This is a genomic window from Enterococcus sp. AAFC-DPL-5146, from assembly GCF_058216635.1.
Genome location: NZ_CM177103.1, coordinates 481340 through 503541, shown reverse-complemented (window position 1 = coordinate 503541; position 22202 = coordinate 481340). Strand labels below are relative to the sequence as shown.

The 22202-nt window shown below is 35.3% G+C and carries 25 protein-coding genes; 3 read left to right on the top strand and 22 right to left on the bottom strand.

The features are described from left to right. Positions 1 to 57 precede the first annotated feature (57 nt). The 4 genes from AC4BB2_RS02230 to AC4BB2_RS02215 all read right to left on the bottom strand — a co-directional run bounded on the left by AC4BB2_RS02230 (position 58) and on the right by AC4BB2_RS02215 (position 2575). A complete protein-coding gene (locus tag AC4BB2_RS02230) occupies positions 58 to 240 on the bottom strand; it encodes a glycine zipper domain-containing protein (protein WP_490473826.1) in 183 nt (60 codons plus the stop codon). A gap of 13 nt (positions 241 to 253) precedes the next feature. Further along, positions 254 to 625, bottom strand: a complete 372-nt coding sequence (locus tag AC4BB2_RS02225) for a hypothetical protein (RefSeq protein WP_490473825.1) — start codon at positions 623 to 625, stop codon at positions 254 to 256. Between the two features lie 59 nt (positions 626 to 684). Next, positions 685 to 1416 carry a hypothetical protein gene (locus AC4BB2_RS02220; protein WP_490473824.1) on the bottom strand — a complete coding sequence of 244 codons (732 nt, stop codon included), beginning with the start codon at positions 1414 to 1416 and terminating at the stop codon, positions 685 to 687. Between the two features lie 634 nt (positions 1417 to 2050). After that, positions 2051 to 2575, bottom strand: coding sequence for a hypothetical protein (locus tag AC4BB2_RS02215; RefSeq protein WP_490473823.1), 525 nt, complete (start codon positions 2573 to 2575; stop codon positions 2051 to 2053). Between the two features lie 88 nt (positions 2576 to 2663). Here AC4BB2_RS02215 and AC4BB2_RS02210 point away from each other — a divergent pair, with 88 nt between their 5' ends. Further along, positions 2664 to 3170: a DUF6568 family protein gene (locus AC4BB2_RS02210; RefSeq protein ID WP_490473822.1), complete on the top strand. Its 507-nt coding sequence runs from the start codon at positions 2664 to 2666 to the stop codon at positions 3168 to 3170. Positions 3171 to 3346: 176 nt separating this feature from the next. Here the strand turns inward: AC4BB2_RS02210 and AC4BB2_RS02205 are convergent, their stop codons facing one another. The 7 genes from AC4BB2_RS02205 to AC4BB2_RS02175 all read right to left on the bottom strand — a co-directional run bounded on the left by AC4BB2_RS02205 (position 3347) and on the right by AC4BB2_RS02175 (position 6975). Continuing rightward, positions 3347 to 3658, bottom strand: coding sequence for a YosH family protein (locus AC4BB2_RS02205; protein ID WP_490473821.1), 312 nt, complete (start codon positions 3656 to 3658; stop codon positions 3347 to 3349). Positions 3659 to 3706: 48 nt separating this feature from the next. After that, complete coding sequence (locus AC4BB2_RS02200) at positions 3707 to 3913, bottom strand: hypothetical protein (RefSeq protein ID WP_490473820.1); 207 nt, start codon at positions 3911 to 3913, stop codon at positions 3707 to 3709. Between the two features lie 32 nt (positions 3914 to 3945). After that, a complete protein-coding gene (locus tag AC4BB2_RS02195; protein WP_490473819.1) occupies positions 3946 to 4197 on the bottom strand; it encodes a hypothetical protein in 252 nt (83 codons plus the stop codon). A gap of 132 nt (positions 4198 to 4329) precedes the next feature. Continuing rightward, positions 4330 to 5175: a VOC family protein gene (locus AC4BB2_RS02190; RefSeq protein WP_490473818.1), complete on the bottom strand. Its 846-nt coding sequence runs from the start codon at positions 5173 to 5175 to the stop codon at positions 4330 to 4332. A gap of 24 nt (positions 5176 to 5199) precedes the next feature. Then, entirely contained in the window at positions 5200 to 5796 is a 597-nt protein-coding gene (locus AC4BB2_RS02185) for a nitroreductase family protein (protein ID WP_490473817.1), read from the bottom strand. Between the two features lie 163 nt (positions 5797 to 5959). After that, a complete protein-coding gene (locus AC4BB2_RS02180) occupies positions 5960 to 6325 on the bottom strand; it encodes a DUF1304 domain-containing protein (RefSeq protein WP_490473816.1) in 366 nt (121 codons plus the stop codon). Between the two features lie 11 nt (positions 6326 to 6336). Continuing rightward, entirely contained in the window at positions 6337 to 6975 is a 639-nt protein-coding gene (locus tag AC4BB2_RS02175; protein WP_490473815.1) for a nitroreductase family protein, read from the bottom strand. Between the two features lie 103 nt (positions 6976 to 7078). Here AC4BB2_RS02175 and AC4BB2_RS02170 point away from each other — a divergent pair, with 103 nt between their 5' ends. Then, positions 7079 to 7390 (top strand): ArsR/SmtB family transcription factor, encoded by a 312-nt coding sequence (locus AC4BB2_RS02170; RefSeq protein ID WP_490473814.1) that lies wholly within the window; start codon positions 7079 to 7081, stop codon positions 7388 to 7390. Positions 7391 to 7436: 46 nt separating this feature from the next. Here the strand turns inward: AC4BB2_RS02170 and AC4BB2_RS02165 are convergent, their stop codons facing one another. The 9 genes from AC4BB2_RS02165 to kdpF all read right to left on the bottom strand — a co-directional run bounded on the left by AC4BB2_RS02165 (position 7437) and on the right by kdpF (position 18667). Next, positions 7437 to 8378: an NADP-dependent oxidoreductase gene (locus AC4BB2_RS02165; RefSeq protein ID WP_490473813.1), complete on the bottom strand. Its 942-nt coding sequence runs from the start codon at positions 8376 to 8378 to the stop codon at positions 7437 to 7439. A gap of 144 nt (positions 8379 to 8522) precedes the next feature. Next, positions 8523 to 9806 (bottom strand): ABC transporter permease, encoded by a 1284-nt coding sequence (locus AC4BB2_RS02160; RefSeq protein ID WP_490473812.1) that lies wholly within the window; start codon positions 9804 to 9806, stop codon positions 8523 to 8525. After that, entirely contained in the window at positions 9807 to 10487 is a 681-nt protein-coding gene (locus tag AC4BB2_RS02155) for an ABC transporter ATP-binding protein (protein ID WP_490473811.1), read from the bottom strand. It lies immediately after the preceding gene. A 273-nt stretch (positions 10488 to 10760) separates the two neighbouring features. Beyond that, complete coding sequence (locus AC4BB2_RS02150) at positions 10761 to 11447, bottom strand: response regulator transcription factor (protein ID WP_490473810.1); 687 nt, start codon at positions 11445 to 11447, stop codon at positions 10761 to 10763. Beyond that, positions 11447 to 14119, bottom strand: coding sequence for a DUF4118 domain-containing protein (locus AC4BB2_RS02145; RefSeq protein ID WP_490473809.1), 2673 nt, complete (start codon positions 14117 to 14119; stop codon positions 11447 to 11449). The genes AC4BB2_RS02150 and AC4BB2_RS02145 overlap by 1 nt, the downstream gene beginning before the upstream one ends. Positions 14120 to 14163: 44 nt before the next feature. Further along, on the bottom strand, positions 14164 to 14694 hold the full coding sequence (locus AC4BB2_RS02140) for a potassium-transporting ATPase subunit C (RefSeq protein WP_490473808.1): 531 nt from the start codon (positions 14692 to 14694) through the stop codon (positions 14164 to 14166). 133 nt (positions 14695 to 14827) lie between these two features. Then, positions 14828 to 16888: a potassium-transporting ATPase subunit KdpB gene (gene kdpB / locus AC4BB2_RS02135; protein ID WP_490473807.1), complete on the bottom strand. Its 2061-nt coding sequence runs from the start codon at positions 16886 to 16888 to the stop codon at positions 14828 to 14830. A gap of 19 nt (positions 16889 to 16907) precedes the next feature. Next, positions 16908 to 18590, bottom strand: coding sequence for a potassium-transporting ATPase subunit KdpA (kdpA, locus tag AC4BB2_RS02130; RefSeq protein ID WP_490473806.1), 1683 nt, complete (start codon positions 18588 to 18590; stop codon positions 16908 to 16910). Continuing rightward, positions 18587 to 18667: a K(+)-transporting ATPase subunit F gene (gene kdpF, locus AC4BB2_RS02125; protein WP_069635352.1), complete on the bottom strand. Its 81-nt coding sequence runs from the start codon at positions 18665 to 18667 to the stop codon at positions 18587 to 18589. Before kdpF ends, kdpA begins: the two co-directional genes overlap by 4 nt. A gap of 236 nt (positions 18668 to 18903) precedes the next feature. Between kdpF and AC4BB2_RS02120 the strand changes: the two genes are divergently transcribed. Next, positions 18904 to 19068, top strand: coding sequence for a type I toxin-antitoxin system Fst family toxin (locus AC4BB2_RS02120; protein ID WP_490473805.1), 165 nt, complete (start codon positions 18904 to 18906; stop codon positions 19066 to 19068). A gap of 137 nt (positions 19069 to 19205) precedes the next feature. Here the strand turns inward: AC4BB2_RS02120 and AC4BB2_RS02115 are convergent, their stop codons facing one another. Both AC4BB2_RS02115 and AC4BB2_RS02110 read right to left on the bottom strand, forming a co-directional pair. Then, positions 19206 to 19679: a glutathione peroxidase gene (locus AC4BB2_RS02115; protein WP_490473804.1), complete on the bottom strand. Its 474-nt coding sequence runs from the start codon at positions 19677 to 19679 to the stop codon at positions 19206 to 19208. An 84-nt stretch (positions 19680 to 19763) separates the two neighbouring features. Continuing rightward, on the bottom strand, positions 19764 to 22100 hold the full coding sequence (locus tag AC4BB2_RS02110; RefSeq protein WP_490473803.1) for a helix-turn-helix domain-containing protein: 2337 nt from the start codon (positions 22098 to 22100) through the stop codon (positions 19764 to 19766). Between the last annotated feature and the right edge of the window lie 102 nt (positions 22101 to 22202).

Sequence of the window (22202 nt, the reverse complement as noted above, 5' to 3'; positions counted from 1 at the left end):
TACCAGTTACCCACACGTTGATACTAAAAACCGAATGATTTTTAGCTGTAGGAATTTTCACTGTTCGGATTCACCATTTTTATGGTCTTTTTTCTTTGATTTCTTCTTACTGTCAAAAGTCCCCGTAGCTCCCAATGCTGCTCCTAGTGCTATTCCTAAAGTCAAGTTATCAAAAAGCAAACCAAAAGCTACACCTAAGCACATACCTATAGCTATAGAATCACTTTTTTCTTTTTTCATCTGTTTCTCCTATCTAATCCTTTTCGAGATAGCTTATAAAGTCACTTAAATCTACGCCTTCGCTTCGGCAAACGTCTGAAAGCATTGATTTTACATACCCATTATGCAGTGTTAAATCATCTGATAAATAGACGTCTCGTTGATACTCATTGGATCGTTCAGTTATAGCTGTCATTTTTTCATGTTTAGTACGTGGCTTTTGATTTTTGATAAAATCTATAACAAATGAAACAACCTGTAAAGAGTCTTCAAAATTTAGTTTATTGTCAAAAAATTCATTATCTATCAATTCAGTAAACAACAAAGGGCTGTCTTCTGTATCTTTTTTATCTCGAAAAATCTTAGTTATTATTTCCGCTCTTTTCTTTAAACCATCTTGTTCCATTTTTCCACTTCATTCAGTTATTGATTCTTTTTGGATCACACACGCTGCCGCTTATCCTTTTAAGAAGACTGATTTTCAAAATTGATCAAGTTCAACCATTGAGCACCCAGTGTTTCAATCCACTCGACTAGAGTTCTACACTTGTTAAGTGTATAAAAAGTATATTCAGGATAACCTTGACATTGTTGAGTATAATCACTTGAGTTATCATGAGCGAAAAGGTAGATTTTTTCTGTATTTCTATCACACAGAGTGACATCACCATTAGCCTCCAAATCTACAATAAATAATGCCTCTAAATCAATATATTCAGCATTCACCCCAAAATCTTCCTTTTCATACTGCTCTAGCTCATACAGTATATCTTTTAAATACTCCTTACTATCTAACTCATCAAAACCTAATATCTTAGTTTTATTTTGCCAATAAAACTCACTTTCGCCTATAGTCAATTGATAGTCATAGTAAAACTCTAAAATACCTCCTAACATACCTATAAATATTGTATATGACTCCATTTCAATAAAGCTTTCTTTTTTAGGTGGTAAACAAACTATTTCAAAGATATGACCATTTATTTCCCAGCATAATATCCAATAATTTATTTCTTTTTTTCTAACTTTCGTAAAGAGTTCTAATAGCGTTGCAGATTCTAACATCAATGTAAATTCAGGGAATAAATCTCTAAATTCACTAGCTATGTTTAGTTTTTTCTCTTGCCATTTCGATATCTTATTTTCGTTAAAAGTATAACTATTTTTCTTTGAAAGGTAGTTAACATATTTTTCCATTATACACTCCTTTACGTTAAAAACTTAATAAATTCTGTCCGTTTAAATCTTTTGTAGTAGATAAAAATACCACTCGATTTTTTCACTATACTTTCGCATTTTTTAGAACGAATTTTTTTAAAAAATTCTGTTCATAAATATAATCGTTTCTATACGCATTTAAACTTAAAAAATCTGACTCAACGTGCTTATGTCAGATTTTACTTTTTAAAAATATAAAAAAACAACTCTACAGAATATAAATCCTCTTGTAAAGTTGCTTTTTGTTACTAATTAAATATATCCGCTAATTGTACCTCGATAAGTACAATCCCATTCTATTTCATGATAAATATTTTAAAAACGATAAACAAGAATAGTGTATACACTACTTGTATGATTGGAATCCATACCAATATTTTTTCAGAGGAAGTATTTGCTTTTTTCTTACTATATTTTAATAAGAAATATTCATTAAAGAAACAAGTCAAATTAACGAGTAGGTAGAAAACAATCGGCACATATACGTTCGTCGTTCTTCTAAAAACTGTTAATACAAATAATAAGCTTACTATCAGATTGATAAAGAAATACTGCTTATCTTTTTTCACGAACACCATAATTTTCACCTCTCATAATAATTAATTTTGTAACGTTAACATAATAATGATCCTAAATAGTACGCTGTAGAGACAAGTAACGGAATCACTACAGCTGCTGGACCAGTGACACCTAATAGATAGGCTGCCGCAGAGTATGCACCTGAATGAATCAAGCCAATTGCTCCCATAACATCTCCACATGAAATTCTCAGTCTTGGGTTAGGCAATTCTTGTAAAACATCATTTTTTGTTTGATTGAATACAGCATTATCTTCTGCAATATAGCTATTAAACTTATTAATTACATTCTGAAGTTCACTAGCGCTAATAGGTGCATTGATCGCTTTTAACTCGGCATCTAAATTTTCGGCATCTAAAATTTCTATTTTTATTTCACCTTGTGCATCCGTAGTACGCTTAATATTTCCTGATACAACTTCGATAAATTCTCTTTCATCCTGAACCTGATCTGATACTACTTCATCTTGTGCCTGTGCATTAACATAAACCGGAGTTAAAAAACTTAAAGACGAACACAACATAACAAAACTAGCTAAAAAGACAAATGTTTTTTTCATAAAAATCTCTCCTTTTCATATTGTATGATATATTATATAATTAGTTGACAGAAATGTAAACCCTTTACATTAGAAAGGAATGAGCTAAATGAAAAAAAATATAATCATTAAAATAGTTTCATTAATCTTTATGTCTATTATTTTATCTCTAACTTGCATAGCATGTAACAATTCTAATTCTAAGACTAAGAACACTTTAAATCAAGAAACTAGTAATACACGTATTCACGTAAATACTGAAATTGAAAAACTTTATAAAAAAAATACTGAAAATCTGATCCTGATTACTCCAACTCAATTAGAAAATATTGTTACTCAACATGATAACGAAGAAATATTTATCTATTTTGGAAGAGTAACTTGTCCCTATTGTAGAACTTTTGTCGCCACTTTAAAAAAAGAAGTGAATACCAAAATCCCTGTATACTATATTGACACTGAAGATACTGACATTGACAAAACTATTAAAAATGTTAGAGATAAATATGGTATAGAGCAAGTTCCAGGGCTTATAAAGATTGAAAATGGAAGGCATTCAAACTTTAATATGAACACAGGAAATTTATCTGAATTTCTTTCTACTAATCAATTTTAACCTTGATAACAACGATTTAACTTGCTTTTTTCAGCTCTCAAATTATTTATACGTATAATTTACAAAAAAAAGTGATCTTTCTGCAACTGCATAAGATCACTTTTGACTATACTTAAAATTTACATAAAAAGGATAAAATAAATAGGATTAACCTATCCTTTCTTAAAAAATATTGTTTAACACAAAGTAGCACTTTGTGCCAAAACATGCCTTAGATTAAATTCTGTTCCAATCTGTACGTTATCAATATCTGCAATAGCTTGCTCTATAATCGTTGTAGCTTCCTCCATACCTGTAAATTTGTTACGATATTCACCTTCACCAGTTGATTTTGATAAAACTAGCATGGCTTCTTCCCTATGGATCACTTCAGGCTGTTTGGTTAGCTCTTCAGCATCACCTATTTCATCATCATAAACTTCAAATGTGGCATTGCTACTTTTAGCAACAATTAATACAAATGGATCTTCAAATTTAAAAAATTTCATTCTTCTTTCCTCCTTCTTTTTGCCAAAAAAACGTTAATAAGACTAAAATTATTCACTGAATACTTCAATTTTATTGCTCCTTCTAGCGGTTATCATATTCCATAGTAGTTCGCTTGACGATTTGATTCGCCTTGACAAATTTCCAAAGCTATTTGAATTGTCAAATGCTACAACTAAAGCATTTCTCGGCTTGTTAGGAACGATTACTTTAACACCATTAGGCAAAATTCCTTTTTCATATAATTTCTCCGCCAAATCTCGTTCACAAACCAGATAGTTTTCATCACCTAAAAACGTTTTCCCATATCCTGAGTTAAAATCAGCCTAAAAGACTTTACTTCATAAAAGCTGAATATACCTTTATCAATAGCAGCTGGACACATTCCGTTTTGACCAACATTGAAAGGTTGAAATCCTATAAAATCAATTCTTGCTTTACCAAAATCTAACTCAACTTCTTCCGCCCAAAAAGTACAATTATTTGATAGTTTTTTTCTAACCAAGTCACTCAGACTATTAGTAACCGATGTTCTACTCATCTTTTGTTCTCCTTCCTTTCTCAAAAACCGACGTTTAGGCTCACATTTTCCATCCCCATCTCAAAATCAATCAACCATCAAAATCCCAACAAAAAAAGCCAACTTCAAATTAAGAAGTTGACCTTTTTTAAGTTAATACCCAAATTTGATTTCCATCCCATTTGGATCTTTAATAGTTACTTGTTCAGTTTCACTTACATAATCAAGAGCCGTTTCAGCCAGTTGTTTCGTAAACAACTCAAACGCTTCTCTGGACGGCAACTGAAACGTATACCAAGCCAAACCTAACTGATTTTCACTAATTAGTGGTACATGTTCACCATTCCAAGTATTTGTCCCGATATGATGATGATATTCACCTGCAGCCAAGAATTTTGCGCGTCTGCCAAAAGTTGATTTTAGAGAGAAACCAAGCTGTTCATAAAACTTCTCTGTTTCATCTAAATCTGCCACTTGTAAATGTACATGACCAATTTTTGAACCTGGCGCCATACCTAACCATTGACCATCAGCTTCTGCAACCACTCCGTCACCATCTAGCTCTTCGGTAACACCGATGATTTGTCCATCGGTACGAATATCCCACTCGCTCATTGGTTTATCACGATAGATTTCGATTCCATTGCCTTCTGGATCCGTTAGATAAATTGCTTCGCTGTATCCATGGTCAGCAGCTCCAATTTCAACATTGTTTTGCACTAGCCAGAGTAAACTATTACCTAAATCCTTACGAGAAGGCAGGAGAAAAGCTGTGTGATACAAGCCTGTTGTATTATTTTTTACCACAGGATCAACAAGTTCTTCTAAAATCAAAATAGGTTCAGAAGATTCTTGTGTACCTAAGAAAGTTGTATTTCCTTCTTTTTTCAGTAAGACAAGTCCAATCATCTTCGTATAAAAATCTGTCATTACTTCCAGGTTTTGTACTTTCAATTTTACTTGTTTTACAATCGTTTCTTGCGGTAATTTAGTCACCATGCTTTTCGCCTCCCACACGTTTAATTAGTTAAATTCTAGGAAACGTGCACTATCTTCCATGTATTCTTTTTCGCCAGCTGGAGCTTCGATTGAACCAAATACAAGTTGTGCTCTTAATTTCCATTGACTTGGGATTGACCATTCTTTTGCTACAGCTTCATCAATTACTGGATTGTAATGTTGTAAGTTTGCACCAATATTTTCTTGAGCTAATGCAGTCCAAACGTTTGCTTGTGTTAAACCACTTGCTTGTTCTGACCAAACTGGGAAGTTATCTGCATATAATTCAAATTGTTCTTGTAGATTTTTTACGATATCCATATCTTCAAAGAAAAGCAATGTTCCGTATCCTGCTGCAAAGCTTTGTAATTTTGCTTGTGTATTAGGGAATGCTTCTGCTGGTGTCAAAGGTTTTAATGCTTCTTCTGTCATTGACCATAATTTTTTATGTGCATCACCAAATAAGAAAACAACACGTTGTGTTTGTGAGTTAAATGATGATGGACTTTCTCTAACAACTTCTTTAACTAAAGCTGTGATTTCTTCTTTTGATTGAGTTAAATTATCTCCTAAAGCGTAGATTGAACGGCGTTTTTTTAATGCTTGAATAAATTCTGTCATTATAATTGCTCCTTTTCGTTTTCAAATAGTTTTTAGATTACTTACACAGTATAACCCCTTACTAAAAGTAAGTAAAGAGATTTGACTTACTTTTTATAAGTTTTTTTCTAAACAATGAAAAAAGCTTGAGATAATGGGATTCTTACCTCAAACTTTCCTATAGTTATCTAAATATCAAAAGTGTTATTAATGTAATAATTGCAGGGAGCCCTTGTTTTAATAGAATTGATTTGGACGAAGTTACTCCGCCATAAATAGCAGCAACGATCACACATAAGATAAAAAATGTCACTACACTCCAACTATTTGAAGCGAAAAATGCGCCCCATAAAATCCCTGTAGCTAAAAAGCCGTTATACAATCCTTGATTTTTAAATAGCGTTTGAACTCGTTGATCTTCTAAAAACTCTTTATCCAATCCGAATGAACGTTGCGCTGCAGGAGATGTTGTCTGAAACATTTCTAAATACAAAATATAATAATGTTCAAGTGCAACAATTACAGCTAAAACTAAGGGAATGATATGCATAGTTGTTCCTCCTATTTCCAAGTTGTAATATCTGCTGCTGGTAAACGATACGAAGGATAGCCTTCTTCATTAGCTTTACCGATTGAAACAATCATTACTGGATAGTAACGCTCTTTATCCATGTCCAATACTTCTGCAATTTTTTCGCGGTCAAAACCACCAATAGGATTTGTATCATAACCGTATGCACGAGCAACCAACATTAAGTTCATCGCTGCTAAGGCGCCATCAATAATCGCCATTTCTTTTTTATCTTCTGTCGACATTTGTTCAAATAATGGACTTAACATCTCTAATTGACGTTCTTTAACTTCTTGAGGCATTAGGTTTTGTTCAACTGCTGTGCCATAGATTCTTTCTGCATGTTCAAAACTATTTAAATCACCAAAAATCACAATCATTGCAGCTGATGTTTCATTTTGGACTTTATTAAAATGAACAAGAGGTGCAATCGCTTCTTTCCCTTCATCACTTGCAACAACAGCAAAACGCCACGGCTGCATATTCACAGAAGACGGTGCTTTGACAGTATCATTAATGATTTGCTCCATTTCTTCGCGGCTAATTTTAACGCTTGGATCGTAATTACGAATCGATCTTCTGCCTTTCATGATTGTTTCAAAATTCGTTTCTTTATATGTGTTGTTCATAATATCCTCCATTTTCTTCTTTTGTTCGATTTTCTTCGAACATTAAGAATATATCACTCTCAAAGAAATATGTAAAGTAGAACGTTTATGTTATAATCTGTTTATGAAAAATAAATTAACTGATATCTGCAATGATCCTGTCCTACACGCGCTTCAAGCAGTCAGTGATCCGATTCGTTTAAATATTCTTACTTGCTTGTTACTTGATGGTGAAAAGCGGATTACTTCAGAAAAATATAATATTGTAAAATCCACTTTATCTCACCATATAAAATTGCTTAAGGATGCTCAGCTTATTCAAGAAATCAAAACTGGCACCACTAAAACGTATATTTTAAATCAAGATTACATCCAGCAAGAATTACCGGGATTATTAGAACTGATTCTTTTTCGGGCGCAAGGAACAAATAAATAACCTGTCATCAACACTTCAAACCGTTGATGACAGGTTATTTATCTATTTAATCTTTCATTGAAATGACAATTTTCCCTACTGCATGATGGGTTTCGCTCAATGCATGTGCATCATAGATTCCTTGTCTAGAAAATGGAAATACTTCGCCAATTACTGAGATTACTTTACCAGATGCCATTAGATCAGCAATTTCTTGTAATTGTTTTCCATTCGTTTGAAGCCAAATACTTTCTGCTTGGATATTTTTTTCTTTTGCTAATGTTTCATCTGCAATACCAACGATTGAAATCAAACGTCCTGTATTTGGTTTTAGCACGGAAAAGCTTGCTTTTTGAATATCTCCACCCATTGTATCAAATACTAAATCAATATCTGTTAGTACTTCATCAAAATTGATTGTATGATAATCGATAATTTCATCGGCTCCAAGTTTTTCTAGTAACTCATGATTTTTTTCACTGGCTGTTGTAATGACATATGCACCTGCTTGTTTAGCTAATTGGATTGCGTAGGTTCCCACGCCACCAGCTCCCGCATGAATCAACACTTTTTCGCCTTTTTGAAGTTTGCCATGGTCAAAAAGTGCTTGTAAGGCTGTCAATCCAGCTAATGGAACGGCTGCTGCTTGTTCAAATGTCACATTTTCAGGAATTCTCGCTAATAAGTTTTCATCAACAATCGTTTCCTCTGCATAGGTGCCAAAACGTGTCGTTTCCGGACGGGCAAATACTTTATCTCCCACTTTCCAATCTGTCACCTTACTGCCGATTTCTGTGATGATACCTGCAACATCCCAGCCTAAAATAATCGGAAACGGCCAGTCAAACATTTGTTTTAAATAGCCTTCTCTCAATTTCCAGTCGATTGGATTGATTGATGTTGCATATTCTTTTACCAGTACTTGGTTTTCTTTTAATTCAGGTAAAGTGACCTCTTGTTCCGTTAGTTCTTCTTTACTGCCGTATTGATTGATTACTACTGCTCTCATATTTATTAGTCCTCCGCTTATTGAATAAAATGTGAGTTCAGTATACTCCTTCTTTTTCGTTTAGGTAAAAAATATGCTTATAAAAAATAGAGTTTGGGACATCACTCTACGAGTGACGTCCCAAACTCTAGCCATTTTTAAATTTTATTCATATCGCAATGATTCAATTGGATCTAGCTTCGCTGCTCTTCGTGCTGGCAAAGTTCCAGCTAGGAAAGCAATTCCCATGATTACAAGAATAATCACAGCAGATGAAGTTGGTGAAAATTGAATCAAAGTAAATCCTGTCAGTGATTTCAAGAATGAATCAGCTGCTACTTGATTAATCAAAGCACCTGCCCCGACTGCTCCTAAAATACCTAGAAGAGAACCTAAAAATCCGATCAAAGCTGCTTCTACACTAAAAATCGTAAAGACTTTTCCACTGCTAAGCCCCATCGCTTTCATCAAGCCAATTTCTCTCGTACGTTCTTGAACAGACATGTACAATGTATTGATGATACCGAAACTTGCTGCTAATAAAGCAATTGCGCCAAACATCGTTAAAACACCTGTGATAGCGTTGATTACGTCACGGATCATACCGATTTGGTCTTCAACTGTTTGTCCCATATAACCAGCTTTATCCAAACGTTCTTTTACATCTGCGATCTCTGTTTTTGACACATCTTTATTCATTTCACCCATGATTAAGCCATATTGCCCTGTCATAGCTACTGGTAAACCTTCTTCGTTGATTTTTGAGATTTCATCAACAAGAGAACGATTCAACAGAGACATTCCGCCTTGGATTAAACTAGTATTGCGGACTCCGACTATTTTAGCTTCGATTACTTTTTCTTCTCCTGTAGCTGAAGAACTTGCTGCAATTTTTACTGTTTTACCAATCGCTTTTTCACTGGATTTATAACCTAAAGACTTCACGTATTCCGGTGCTAAATTGATTTGAAACTCAGAACTTTTTTGGTCAACAGTTTTACCAGCTTCAAGATCTACATTCAGATCTTCTAACATCGGCATTGCTGAAAATACGTATTTTTCGTTATTTTCACCTGAAATATATGTTGTTGATACAGATTTCATGGCTTCTGCATTTTTAATCCCTTTGATATCTTTGATTTTATCAAGATCTTTACTATCTAAGGTTTCCTGTTGCTGCATTGAACTTGTTTTCTTTGTCTCATCGTACTTAGAGGGTTCATTGTCCTCACCAGTACTTTCACTAATTTTTGGTTGAATCATGATTTGATTTTGGCCGCCTACACTGCCTACTTGTTTATCAATGTAATCATTAACACCGATGTTGACACCAGTGGTTAGAGAAATAGTGAATGCACCGATAAAGATTGCGACGATCGTCAAAATGGTCCGCCCTTTATTACGCATCAAATTTGAACTGGCTGATTTTAAAATATCACTAAATTTCATCTACTCATCTCCTCCAACAATTAGTCCATCGCGAACATGAATTTGTCGATCACAACGTGCTGCAAGCTCTGGATCATGAGTTACAATAATCAATGTAATCCCTTTTTCTTTGTTTAAATCAAATAGCAACTGTTCGATTTTATCACCTGTTGTTGAATCTAAATTTCCTGTTGGTTCATCTGCAAAAATAATTTTAGGATTATTTACTAGCGCACGAGCAATACATACTCGCTGTTTTTGACCGCCAGATAAGTTGTTTGCTTTATTATTAATCTTGTCGTCCAATTCAACAGCTTTAAGTGCTTCAAGTGCCATTTCTTTTCGTTTACCATTTGAAATACCACCGATTTTTAAAGGTAACATGACGTTATTTAAAACCGTATCTTTAGGATTCATGAAAAATTGCTGGAATACAAAACCGAATTGTTTGTTTCTAGTTTTATCCAGTTCTTTTTTACTGATGCTCGTTACATTTTGATTGTTTAGTAAAATCTCTCCTGAAGTTGGTTGATCCAGCAAAGCTAAAATATGCATAAATGTGGATTTCCCTGATCCGCTTTTCCCAATAATCGCAACGGATTCTCCTTCTTCTATTTTTAAATTTACACCTTTTAATGCGTCAAATTTTGACTCATTACGACCGTAACTTTTCTTTATATTTCTTGCTTCGATGACAGCCATTTTACCCCTCCATTGATTCGTTATTTATTAGACAACTATTCCCACAGTTTGTTCACCCTATTTTCATCCTTACTCCTTTCTACTTCTCTTATCATTTTGAGGTAATTCACGACTATTGTCATGGTACTTAGGACCTATATTTTTGGGACTTAAGTTTGATAAAAAAACAATACGTATTAGCTGCCAGCGCTAATATGTATTGTTTTTCTCTTTTTTGAATAACAACGCAAGGGCTTATTTCCCACTCACTCGTGTTGACTAGAACTACTAAATCTATTTTTCCAACATCCGATAACCAATACCGATTTCGGTCAAAATATATTCGGGTTCAACTGGATTATCTTCGATTTTTTTGCGGATGTTTGACATATTCACTCTCAAGGTCTGGCTTTCATTACTGTAAGGTCCCCAAACCTTTTGGGAAATATACGTATGAGTCAGGACCTTTCCAATATTTTCGCCAAGAACTTGAATAATCTTATATTCATTTGGCGTCAAATGGATCACTGTCCCTTGCTTGCTAACTGTATGATGCTCAATATCAATGCATAAATCACCATTGATGATTTTTTTCACTTCTGTTTTCGACTCATTCCCGCTTGTTGCATGTCTTAAAGACGTTCTAATTCTAGCAAGTAATTCAGGTGTACCAAAAGGCTTCGTAATATAGTCGTCAGCACCTAAATCCAGAGCTTCAACTTTATTGTTTTCATGATCACGGGCTGAAATAATAATGATCGGCACAGGAGATGTTTCACGAATTTTTTTCAACACTTCGATTCCGTCTTGATCTGGTAAACCTAAATCAAGTAAGATCAGATCCACTGGCCACATACGGAATGTGGATAAACCTTCTAAAGCCGAGTGAGCTAAGTGAATTGTGTGCTTTTCTTTTTCTAATACAGCACCCATAAATTCTGCGATTACATCATCATCTTCAATAATCAAAATCGTCGCCATCACTTTTGCTCCTTTCTTTCCAACGGTAAGGTGAAGGTGAAAATCGCTCCGCCTTGAGGTCTATTTCCTGCATAAAGTGTACCATCATGAGCCATAATAATCGTTTTTACAATAGACAAACCGATGCCCATGCCACTTTTAGAATCAACAGGTGTACTTTGTTTAGTCATTCCACTAAATAAAAGCTTAAGCTGTTCTGCGGTTAATCCCTTACCCTCGTCAGCAACCTCAAATGTTACTTCTTTGGCCGTAGCAAAAACTATCACAGAAATCGGCGTCTGACTATTGGAATGACGAATTGCATTTTCCATTAAGTTGAATAAAACTTGTTCAATTAAAATCGAATCCATTGGAACCATAATAAATTCATCCGGCAAAGTTACGTTGATTTCGCTATCTGGATAGCTTTTTCTGATTCGTTGAATGGCTGTCGAAACGACTTCTTCAACTGCTTCTTTGCTTTTAGCGACTTTCATGGTTTCCTCGTTGATCCGAGTGATGGATAATAAATTTTCTACCATTCGAATCAGCCAGTCTGCATCTTCTTTGATTCCAACAAGTAACTTCCTTTTGGTTTCTTCTGGTAATTTGACGGTTTCATGATCTGCTAAAATCGCTTCAACAGAGCCTGAAATGCCCGTTAACGGTGTACGTAAATCATGAGAAATAGCACGTAATAAATTGCCCCGCATCCGTTCTTTCTCATTTTCAAATAAGATTTGCTGCCGTTCAGAGGTTAAATTATTTTGCTCGATAGCTAAAGCAAGTTGAGTTGAGATTAATTCTAAAAAGCTGATAATCTCATCTGTAATAGGATTTTCTTTACTTTTTTCAATACCGATTACAGCTAAGGTTGTGCCGTTTGATAATACTGGCAAGTAAAGTGCTTTTGCTCCCATTAACGTATCTGTTCCAAAACCTGCATCTTTTTGATTAACAAAAACCCAGTTGGCAACCGCTAGCTCTTCTAAACTTCTTAGAGGACCTTTGATCGGTGCCCCAGATGGATTTTTTAATTCTTCTTCGCCATATAGGACAACTTCTCGGTCTAACATATTGGATAAATACTCGGCTGTTGTCGCTAAGATTTCTTTTTGATCATGGGTAACTAGATATTTTTTGTTTAATTCATATAGGATTTCTAATTGATGTTCTCGTTTCATCGCATAAAATGCTTGTTTTTTGATCTGCATCATCAAGTTGCTGACTAATAATGCTACTAGCAACATAAAAATCAAGGTTACTGGATAGCCTTGCTTATAGACGGTTAATGAATAAAGAGGCTCCACAAAGAACCAGTTAAACATCAAGACACTTGCGATTGATGCTAATGCCGCCCAAAGGTATCCTGTTGTCACACGAGCTACTAGCAAAACGAAAAGAATAAAGATCAAAATCAGGTTTTGATCGCCAATGTTAAAATAAGAACCTAATTCTGAAAATAAGGTGGCAATGACCAGTAAGCCGATGGTCATGTAAAAATCTTTCCAAGTAAAAATACTTCGTAGATTCTTTTTCTTTGTTGCATAATTGTTCAACAAATATTTAGTAGACTGATAAGGAACTAAATGAATATCTACATCAGGGATAAACGCAACTAATTCATCTTCTAAATCTGGTCGATACAATCGCAGAAAACGGGAACGATTAATGATTTTTCCCATTACTAAGTCGGTGACCCCTCGCATTTTTACATACTGAACGATCGTTTCTCGTTGATTATCACTTTCTAAAGTAACAACTTCACCGCCAAGTTTAGTTGCTAATTTGGAGTTTTCAGATTCAGCATGTTCAGATGTATCTTCCAAAATTTCTAAAGCAATCCATTCAGTTCCCAAAGCTTGGGCTAAACGAGCCGTCCAGCGTAGACATTTTTTAGTCATATCTGGATTTTTTTCGTCAATGACTGTTAATAATTTTGAGTGGATACCGGTACTTTTTTGTGTTTCTTGTTGATTCGTTGTATTGATGTGATCGGAAGCTTTACGAATCGCCAAACCTCTTAACAAGGTTAAATTATCAGAAGTAAAAAAGTTAGCCATCGCTTTTATAGCATTTTCTGAGTGATAAATTTTCCCTTGTTTCAGCCGATCCAGCAATTCTTCTGTTTCAATATCTACCACTTTTAATGCACTGGTTTCAAAAAATGTATCCGGGACAGTCTCTGAAATATGAACACCTGTCACTTGCTCAACTACATCATTCAAGCTTTCGATATGCTGAACATTAACGGTTGTATAAACATCAATACCGGCCTTCAACAGTTCTTCAATATCTTGGTATCTTTTTCTATTTCTAGCCCCGATAGCATTAGTATGAGCCAATTCATCCACTAAAATAATATCTGGCTTTTCTTTTAAAGCAGCGTCTACATCGAATTCATTGATCTGAATTCCTTTGTATTCATATTTCTTCGTAGGTAAAGCAGGTAGCCCGCTTACCAGTGCTTGTGTTTCTGGACGTGCATGTGGTTCTACATAGCCAATCAGCACATTTTTCCCATCTTCTTGTTGTTCATGGGCTTCTTTTAACATTGCATAGGTTTTTCCTACGCCTGCCGCATAACCGAAGAAAACCTTCAGTCTACCAGACCTCAGGCTTTGTTCGTTCTTCTTCCATTTTGCTAAAAGTTGTTCTGGATCTAAACGTTCCTCTTCCACTTTTTGTGCCATCCTTTATTCGTAGGTTGGGACAGAACTTCTTCTTATCCCACCGTTTATTCAGACTTATCCAGCATTTGATTGACGCCTAAAACATTCACACGTTGTGAAGTGATTCCGCCGATTTTCATACCAGTAATGTTTTGTTTGATTATAGCATGGACGTCATCTTTTTTCATATTTCTAGCTGTAGCAATTCGCTCGCTTTGAAAAAGAGCTGATTCCACTGAAATTTCAGGATCGACACCACTAGCTGAAGCTGTTACTAAATCAATCGGGATATCGGTTGAATTGATTTTTTCTACTCGCTGTTCAACGCGTTTTTTCTGTTCTTTTGAAACAGGTGATAATTGACTTACTTCACTAGGTCGTCCATGAAGATACTTTTCCCCTTCAAATGTTTGACCAATCAATTTAGAACCAATCACTACAGTTTTTCCCGCTTCTTGCTTCTCAACCAAGCTACCGTTTGCTTGCGCTGAGAAGGCGAGTTGTCCAACAGCTGTAACAACAACTGTATAAACTACACCGCACAGTATAGTGAATATCAAAATACTTTTTAATGATGCAATCATTATTTTTTTCACTGTTTTTCTCTCCTACTTTAAAAGTGTAATGGGCTCGTTTAGTTCTGACTGAAAAATAGGAAAAATTGACTGTGTTGCTTTTAGTCACATTCAATTTTTGTCTTTTTTCAGTCGGAGTTAGCCTGTAAAGAAATTAATATAAAATAAGTGTCAAGAAAATATCAATCAACTTGATGGCGATAAATGGTGCCACCACACCACCTAAACCATAAACTAATAAGTTATGACGTAAAATCTGACTAGCCGGTTTTTCTTTATATGAAACACCTTTTAAAGCTAATGGAATTAACGCTACAATAATAAACGCATTATAGATTATCGCTGATAATATCGCTGTAGTTGGGCTAGTTAATCTCATAATATTCAATGCATCCAATGCAGGATAAATACTGAAAAATAGTACTGGGATAATCGCAAAGTATTTCGCAATATCGTTAGCAATACTAAAGGTTGTTAACGCACCACGAGTCATCAATAATTGTTTACCGATTTTAACAATGCTGATTAATTTTGTAGGACTAGAATCTAAATCGATCATATTCCCTGCTTCTTTAGCAGCTTGAGTTCCTGTATTCATCGCTACTGCCACATCTGCTTGCGCTAAAGCTGGTGCATCATTGGTGCCATCTCCAGTCATTGCAACAAGGTGTCCTTTTTCTTGGTAGTCACGAATCAAGCTCATTTTATTTTCTGGCGTTGCTTCTGCTAAGAAATCATCTACTCCTGCTTCTGCTGCAATTGCTGCTGCCGTCATTGGGTTATCCCCAGTAATCATAATGGTTTTAATTCCCATTTTACGCATATCGTCAAATTTTTCTTTAACTCCATTTTTTACGATGTCTTTTAAGTAGATTACACCTAAAACTTGATTATTCTTAACTACTACAAGTGGTGTTCCACCTTCGTTAGCTACTCGTTGGACGATCATGTCACATTCTTCTGGATAGACACTGCCTTTTTCTTCCACATATTTCTTCACGGTATCAGCAGCACCTTTACGGATTTCATCGCCTTGGTAATTGATACCGCTCATACGAGTTTTAGCTGTAAATTCGATGAATTCTACTTCAACATCATTTAATTCACGACCACGAATATCAAATTTTTCTTTTGCTAGAATAACGATACTGCGTCCTTCTGCTGTTTCATCTGCTAATGAAGAAAGTTGGGCTGAGTCTGCTAAGTCGTATTCTTTCACTCCTGTGACTGGAATAAATTCACTGGCACGGCGATTTCCTAATGTTATGGTTCCTGTTTTATCCAATAACAAAATATCAACATCACCAGCTGCTTCAATCGCACGACCACTCATGGCAATCACATTTTCTTTATTCAAACGGCTCATTCCAGCAATCCCAATAGAGGAAACTAATGCACCAATCGTAGTTGGAGCTAAACAAACCAATAAAGCAACGATAACGGTTAATGATAAGGCTGAACCTGTGCCTACTAATTCACTTGAAAATTTAGTGAATGGTAATAATGTTGCTGAAACGACTAAGAAAATGATGGTTAACATGATCAAAATAATCTGTAGTCCGATTTCATTTGGTGTTTTCTTACGTTCAGTTCCTTCTACCATAGAAATCATTTTATCTAAGAAAGATTCGCCATTTTCAGCAGTGACTTTGATTACTAGATAATCTGAAACAACTGTGGTTCCACCAGTTACAGCACTGCGGTCACCACCAGATTCACGAATCACTGGAGCAGATTCACCTGTGATGGCACTTTCATCTACAGAAGCAGCGCCATCCACAACATCACCATCCATCGGAATTTGTTCGTTGACTGCTACATAAACAAGGTCACCTTTTTTTAATTCTGAAGATTTAATTTGAATAAATTGCTTCGTCTTCACATCTTCTAAAGAACGAACTTTATGCGCGGTAACGTCTTTTTTTGCTTGCTTCAAACTTTCCGCTTGTGCTTTCCCACGCCCTTCGGCAATTGCCTCAGCAAAGTTAGCAAATAAGATAGTCAACCATAGGATAATGGCGATTGCTAAGATAAAGAATGGGTTAGCATCTGCATATCCAAAAAATGTTAAAACATAAAGGATCGTTGTTAAGATCGCTCCTAAATATACCACCAGCATCACTGGATTTTTTACTTGAATGTTTGGCGCAAGCTTTTTAAAAGACGATTTAAATGCATCCGTATAAACACTGCGCTTGTTTTGCGTATTTTTCAAAAGAATCCCCTTCTTTTTCTTATTTTGTAATGAAATGCTCTGCAATTGGTCCCAGTGCCATTGCTGGTAAGAAGCTTAATGCTCCAATGACTAAAATAACAATGATCAGCATTGTAACAAATGTCGCATTCGTCGTTGATAGTGTACCTGATCCTGTTGCAACGATTTTCTTTTTCCCTAAGTTAGATGCAAGATAAATAATTGCAAACATGGGAATAAAGCGAGAGAGAATCATGATCATGCCGCCTAAAATATTTAAAAACGTAGTATCTGCCGTCAATCCTGCAAAAGCACTACCATTATTGTTGGCTAATGAAGAAAAACCATAAAGGACTTCAGAAAAGGCATGTGGTCCTGAATTTGTTAACCAACTCATTGCCTGTGGATTTAAAATAAAGAGCATCGTTCCAAGCAACGTTAAAAGAAGCGGCGTTAAAATAACTAAACAGACCATTTTCATATCGAAAGGTTCGATTTTTTTCCCTAGATATTCTGGTGTCCGTCCAACTAGTAAACCAGCAATAAAAATTGCTAATAAGATGAACGCAATCATCCCATACAAACCGCTACCTGTCCCACCAAAAATAATTTCGCCTAATTGCATTAAGAACATTGGAATTAGTCCCCCAAGAGGCATAAAACTATCCAACATCGCATTGATGGAACCATTGGACGCAGCCGTCGTACTCACTGCCCAAAGACTGGACCAACCAATACCAAAACGAGTTTCTTTTCCTTCTAAGTTCATTTGACCAAGCACATGACTAAATTCAGGTCCGTAATATTCACTTAAAGTCACACCAATCATTGCAGCGACTAAAAATCCAAGGGAAACAATCATGATCGTTCTGCCTTGTTTCCAGTCTTTAACGAATAATCCAAATGCAACAATCAAAGCTGCTGGAATCAATAGAATCGAAATATTTTCAACAAAGTTGCTAATTAAATTAGGGTTTTCAAATGGATACGTAGAGTTTCCACCATAAAAACCGCCGCCGTTAGTTCCTAATTGCTTAATCGCCACTTGGCTGGCAACCGTTCCTAAAGGTAAAAAGATTTTTTGTCCTAGTTCTAAACTTGTGGTTTCAACTGAACCAGCAAATGTTTGAACTACACCTTGAGAAATCAAGATCAAAGATACAATAAACGAAAGAGGCAATAAGATATATAACGTAATCTTTGTTAAATCTTGCCAGAAATTACCAATATATTTGGATGTCCGATTGGTAAATCCTCTTAACAAAACAAAAAGCACAGCAATTCCCACTGCCGCTGACACAAAGTTCTGTACGGTCAAACCAAAAGCTTGAGTAAAGATTGATACTGTATTTTCCCCAGCATAAGCTTGCCAGTTAGTATTGGTCACAAAACTTGCAGCTGTGTTAAAGGCTAGTGAAAAACTAGTTCCTGGAAGTTTTTCCGGATTTAGCGGTAAAAACTGTTGCCCCATCATCATTGCCATTAACACAATCAGCGAAAAGAAACTAAAAAATAATACGCTAAAGGTATATTGTTTGGCATTCATTTCTTTTTCAGCTGGTGTGCCTAAAAATCGATAAATTTTTTCTTCAAGTGGATTGAAGATTCTTGTCAAAATTGTTTTTTGACCAGTCATTACTTTATGAATATAAAAGCCTAGCGGAATCGCTAAACCGATTAATACAATAAAAAAGATGGATTGTTGAATAAAAATAGCGCTCACTGTTGATCCCCCCAAAATAGTTCATAGAATAAATAAATTAGCAGTAATGCTGCAATAATTCCAGAAATAATCGTCATCAAAATTCCTCTCCTTCATTTGATAGGAGTATGATATCAAATTTGATATAAAGATAGTGTTAAAGTTAAGCTTCGTTCTTTATACAATCTTTATACATGAAAAAAGGTCAGTTTATCATAAAAAAGCCCTCCAAAAATACTACTCCCGGACAGCTTCACTATCATTGATTCTCCTAGATTACCTTCAATCTTACCGTTAACCATAAAATCATTTACTATTTCGAGTAATTAAATTGATGGATTCCCCTACATACAGCGTATTTTATTTTGTCGCCTATTTAACAGTCTTGCGACTGAATGGAGGTGTCCTCTTTATGTTCGTAGCATTAATCTGTCCGCTTCTTGTTGGGATCCTACTCTTGTTATTTGAGTATTGGCTGAATAATAAGTACAAGAAGTAACAGTAGATATGGTGACATTAGCCACAAAAAGCCCCTAGAGAGTCCAATTCTCCAGGGGCTTACTCTTTATGTTCTTACTTAGCCCAATCATTATACCATGAGATGATTATCGGTATCAAGAACAAAAAAAGTATTTCTTACAATAATTTTTCAATATCTCCAGCAATTTTTTCTGGTTCAACAGTTGGTGCAAAGCGTTTGATCACATTGCCGTCACGATCCACTAAAAATTTAGTAAAGTTCCACTTGATTGCGCCACCTAAAAGTCCACCTTTTTCACCTTTTAAATAATCATACAACGGATCAGCATTTTCACCATTTACATCGATTTTTCCAAATGTTTGAAATGTTGTTTGATAGGTCAATTGGCAAAAATCACTAATTTCTTGATTCGTACCAGGTGCTTGGTGGCCAAATTGATTACAAGGAAAATCTAAGATTTCTAACCCTTGTTCACGGTATTTTTTATATAACTCTTCTAGTCCTTCATATTGGGGTGTAAAACCGCAGCCTGTCGCTGTATTCACGATTAGGAGTACTTTACCTCGATAATCTTCCAACGAAACGGTCTCATCCTTTGTCGTTTTTACTTGATAATCATAGATACTCATTTTACTTCTTCCTCTCCAATTACCTGTCTTAATTAAATACTAGCTAGCAGAGGGATTTTCGTCAAGGAAACGACCTTTGATCAATCATAAAATAGGTGTCAATTCCAACAGTACGATACCATTTGTATCTAGTGTCACATAATAATTAAACGTATCATCGATTTGGGTATCGAAGACTTTGATCTTCGGTCGAGTACTATCTACAACATATTCTTGTGTCTCTATATCGAGTGCTTCGGCATTGCGGAATTCTTCATAGGTATAAAATAACGCGCCATTATGACGATTGAAGTCAATTTGCTTGATCTGATAATGAGCTGATTTAATCGCTGCTAATTCGATCTCAAACGTTACGGCCTGGCTTTCTAGAAACGCCTCTTCTGAAGAAAGATGTGGATCAAAATAATTCGTATTAAACAATAGCAGCTGATACTTCCCATCAGTATAGGTCAGCAGATATTCTTCGCCTTGCGCCAGAACTTTGCCCTCCAACCTTCTAGCCAGCCACAAACAAAAATAAACAGGTCTTCTCCCACTGTAAAAATGAAACAATTCCAACCCATCATTTTTTAATGGACGTTCTTGTGTTTGTTTCTCATACAACTCGATGTTCAGCCAAAAACCGAATCCAGATACTAGCGTATCCAGCATCAAAAGATCTTTTAAGATAATCGCGCCTCTAAAGAAGGTTCCATTACTATTTCTTGTCATCCCAGTCAATGTGTTCCATTCCGTAAGATAAAGTGGTAGCTTGATTTCGTATTCTTTTAAAACATGCTTGATATGGAGGGTTTTATTCAGCACATATTGATGGTAATTTTTCAAATCCGGAAAGGTGCTATCTAAATTTTGAAACACATAATTAGGCTCAGCAGAAAATGATAAAAAATCACACTTTGCTGCGATCTTCTCGCAAAAAAATCGCGTTTGTTCTGAGTCATTTTGCTCAAAGAATGGGTCAGGTAAAGGAATTTCTGCGCCTACTTCTATTTTAGAAGAGAGCTCAAATAAGCTTTTTTTCACTTCTAGAAAATCAGGATAATAGTCGGCAAGATTTTGCCCTTTAAATAGACAATTGATTTTCCAGTGCTCAGTCATTTTTGTACCAAATTTATTTTGAATATGTCGAAAAAATTTACGATAGATATCTTTCACTCTAACACTTAGCTGGTTAAATTCTACAAGAGACAACTGGAAAAAAAGCTCCAGCTGAGCGTCTTCTAAAAACGTCAAGATATAGTCCCACTGTTCAAATGCGGGAAACGAATTCATCCCAGCTTCTTGATGAATCTGAACCGTTAAAGGAATTTGTGTAAATAGCGATTGGATACTAATATACTTGATCCCAATCTGTTTTTTTATGTCCAATATTTCACTTTGAATTTTCTTAGAAGCTAACGCTTCCCACGAACCGACATGAATGATCACATCTTTTTTTAGATAATCGGCTTCAGATTGTTCCGTTGTAATATGGAGCTGTTTGGTTTTTAGCGATAATTCTGAAGGATGAGCTTCATCCAAACCCGTTTGAATATAACTGTATAACGGGACCAAGATTTCTTTGATTTGAAGCTCTGTTGTTTGAACGACTTGTTCGATTTTTTGTGGCACCTTCGTCTGTTCTAAGTGAGATGAACGGTAACTGGTTGGCGAATCGTTAAAGATTTTTTTAAAGTGTTGGCGATACGTTTTACTATTGCTAAACCCGCTATCTAAGGCAATTTGCTCGATACTTTTTTTCGTATACAGCAATTCTGACAAACTGTGTTTCACACAAATCGTCCGCACATAATGAGAAAAGTAATCTCCGGTTTCCTTCTTAAAAAACTTCGATAAAGAGGATTCGGACATAAAAAAATATTCTGCTGCGTTCGATAATAAGACCCCTTCGTGGTAATGTTCTTCTATGTAGTCCAAAATCTCTCTTAATTTTTGATTGTCTGAAGGATGGTACTCTGTGACCTCTTCTTTTTGAAAATGATGAACTAAAGACAATATAATCTGAGTTAAAAATAAAGTGATCTTGAGTCTTTTTGAAGGATCATCGCTAAATTCAGTTAAACACAACTCCGCAACTTGTCTTCTTAATGCTGCGATCGCAGGCATTTTTCCATGTTCTTTTTGAATTGGTGTACAGTCAAAGCGCGTATAGAAAAAAGCAGGAAATTGAGCCGCAAAGAAAACACTATTGATCCCCAATTCCAAATAAGTACAACTTTGTTCTAAATCGCCACTCAAGAGCACCCGATCTCCTGTATTGATGACAAATAATTCCCCTGCACTTACTCGATTAGTTGTTTCTTCTATAGTAATAAACATGCTTCCCTTTAAGACCATCAAAATAGTCGTTTCTTTATAAAGCACATCTTGTTCTGTCAGAAGTTGTTGATAATTGATGTGATAATTTTCATTTACAATCATTATTTCACCTCGTTTATTTATTTCTTTTTCATTATAACACCTAAACAAGAAAATATCGTTCTTTTAACTGTCTTTTATTTTCCGGAATAGCTTTTCTAAAAG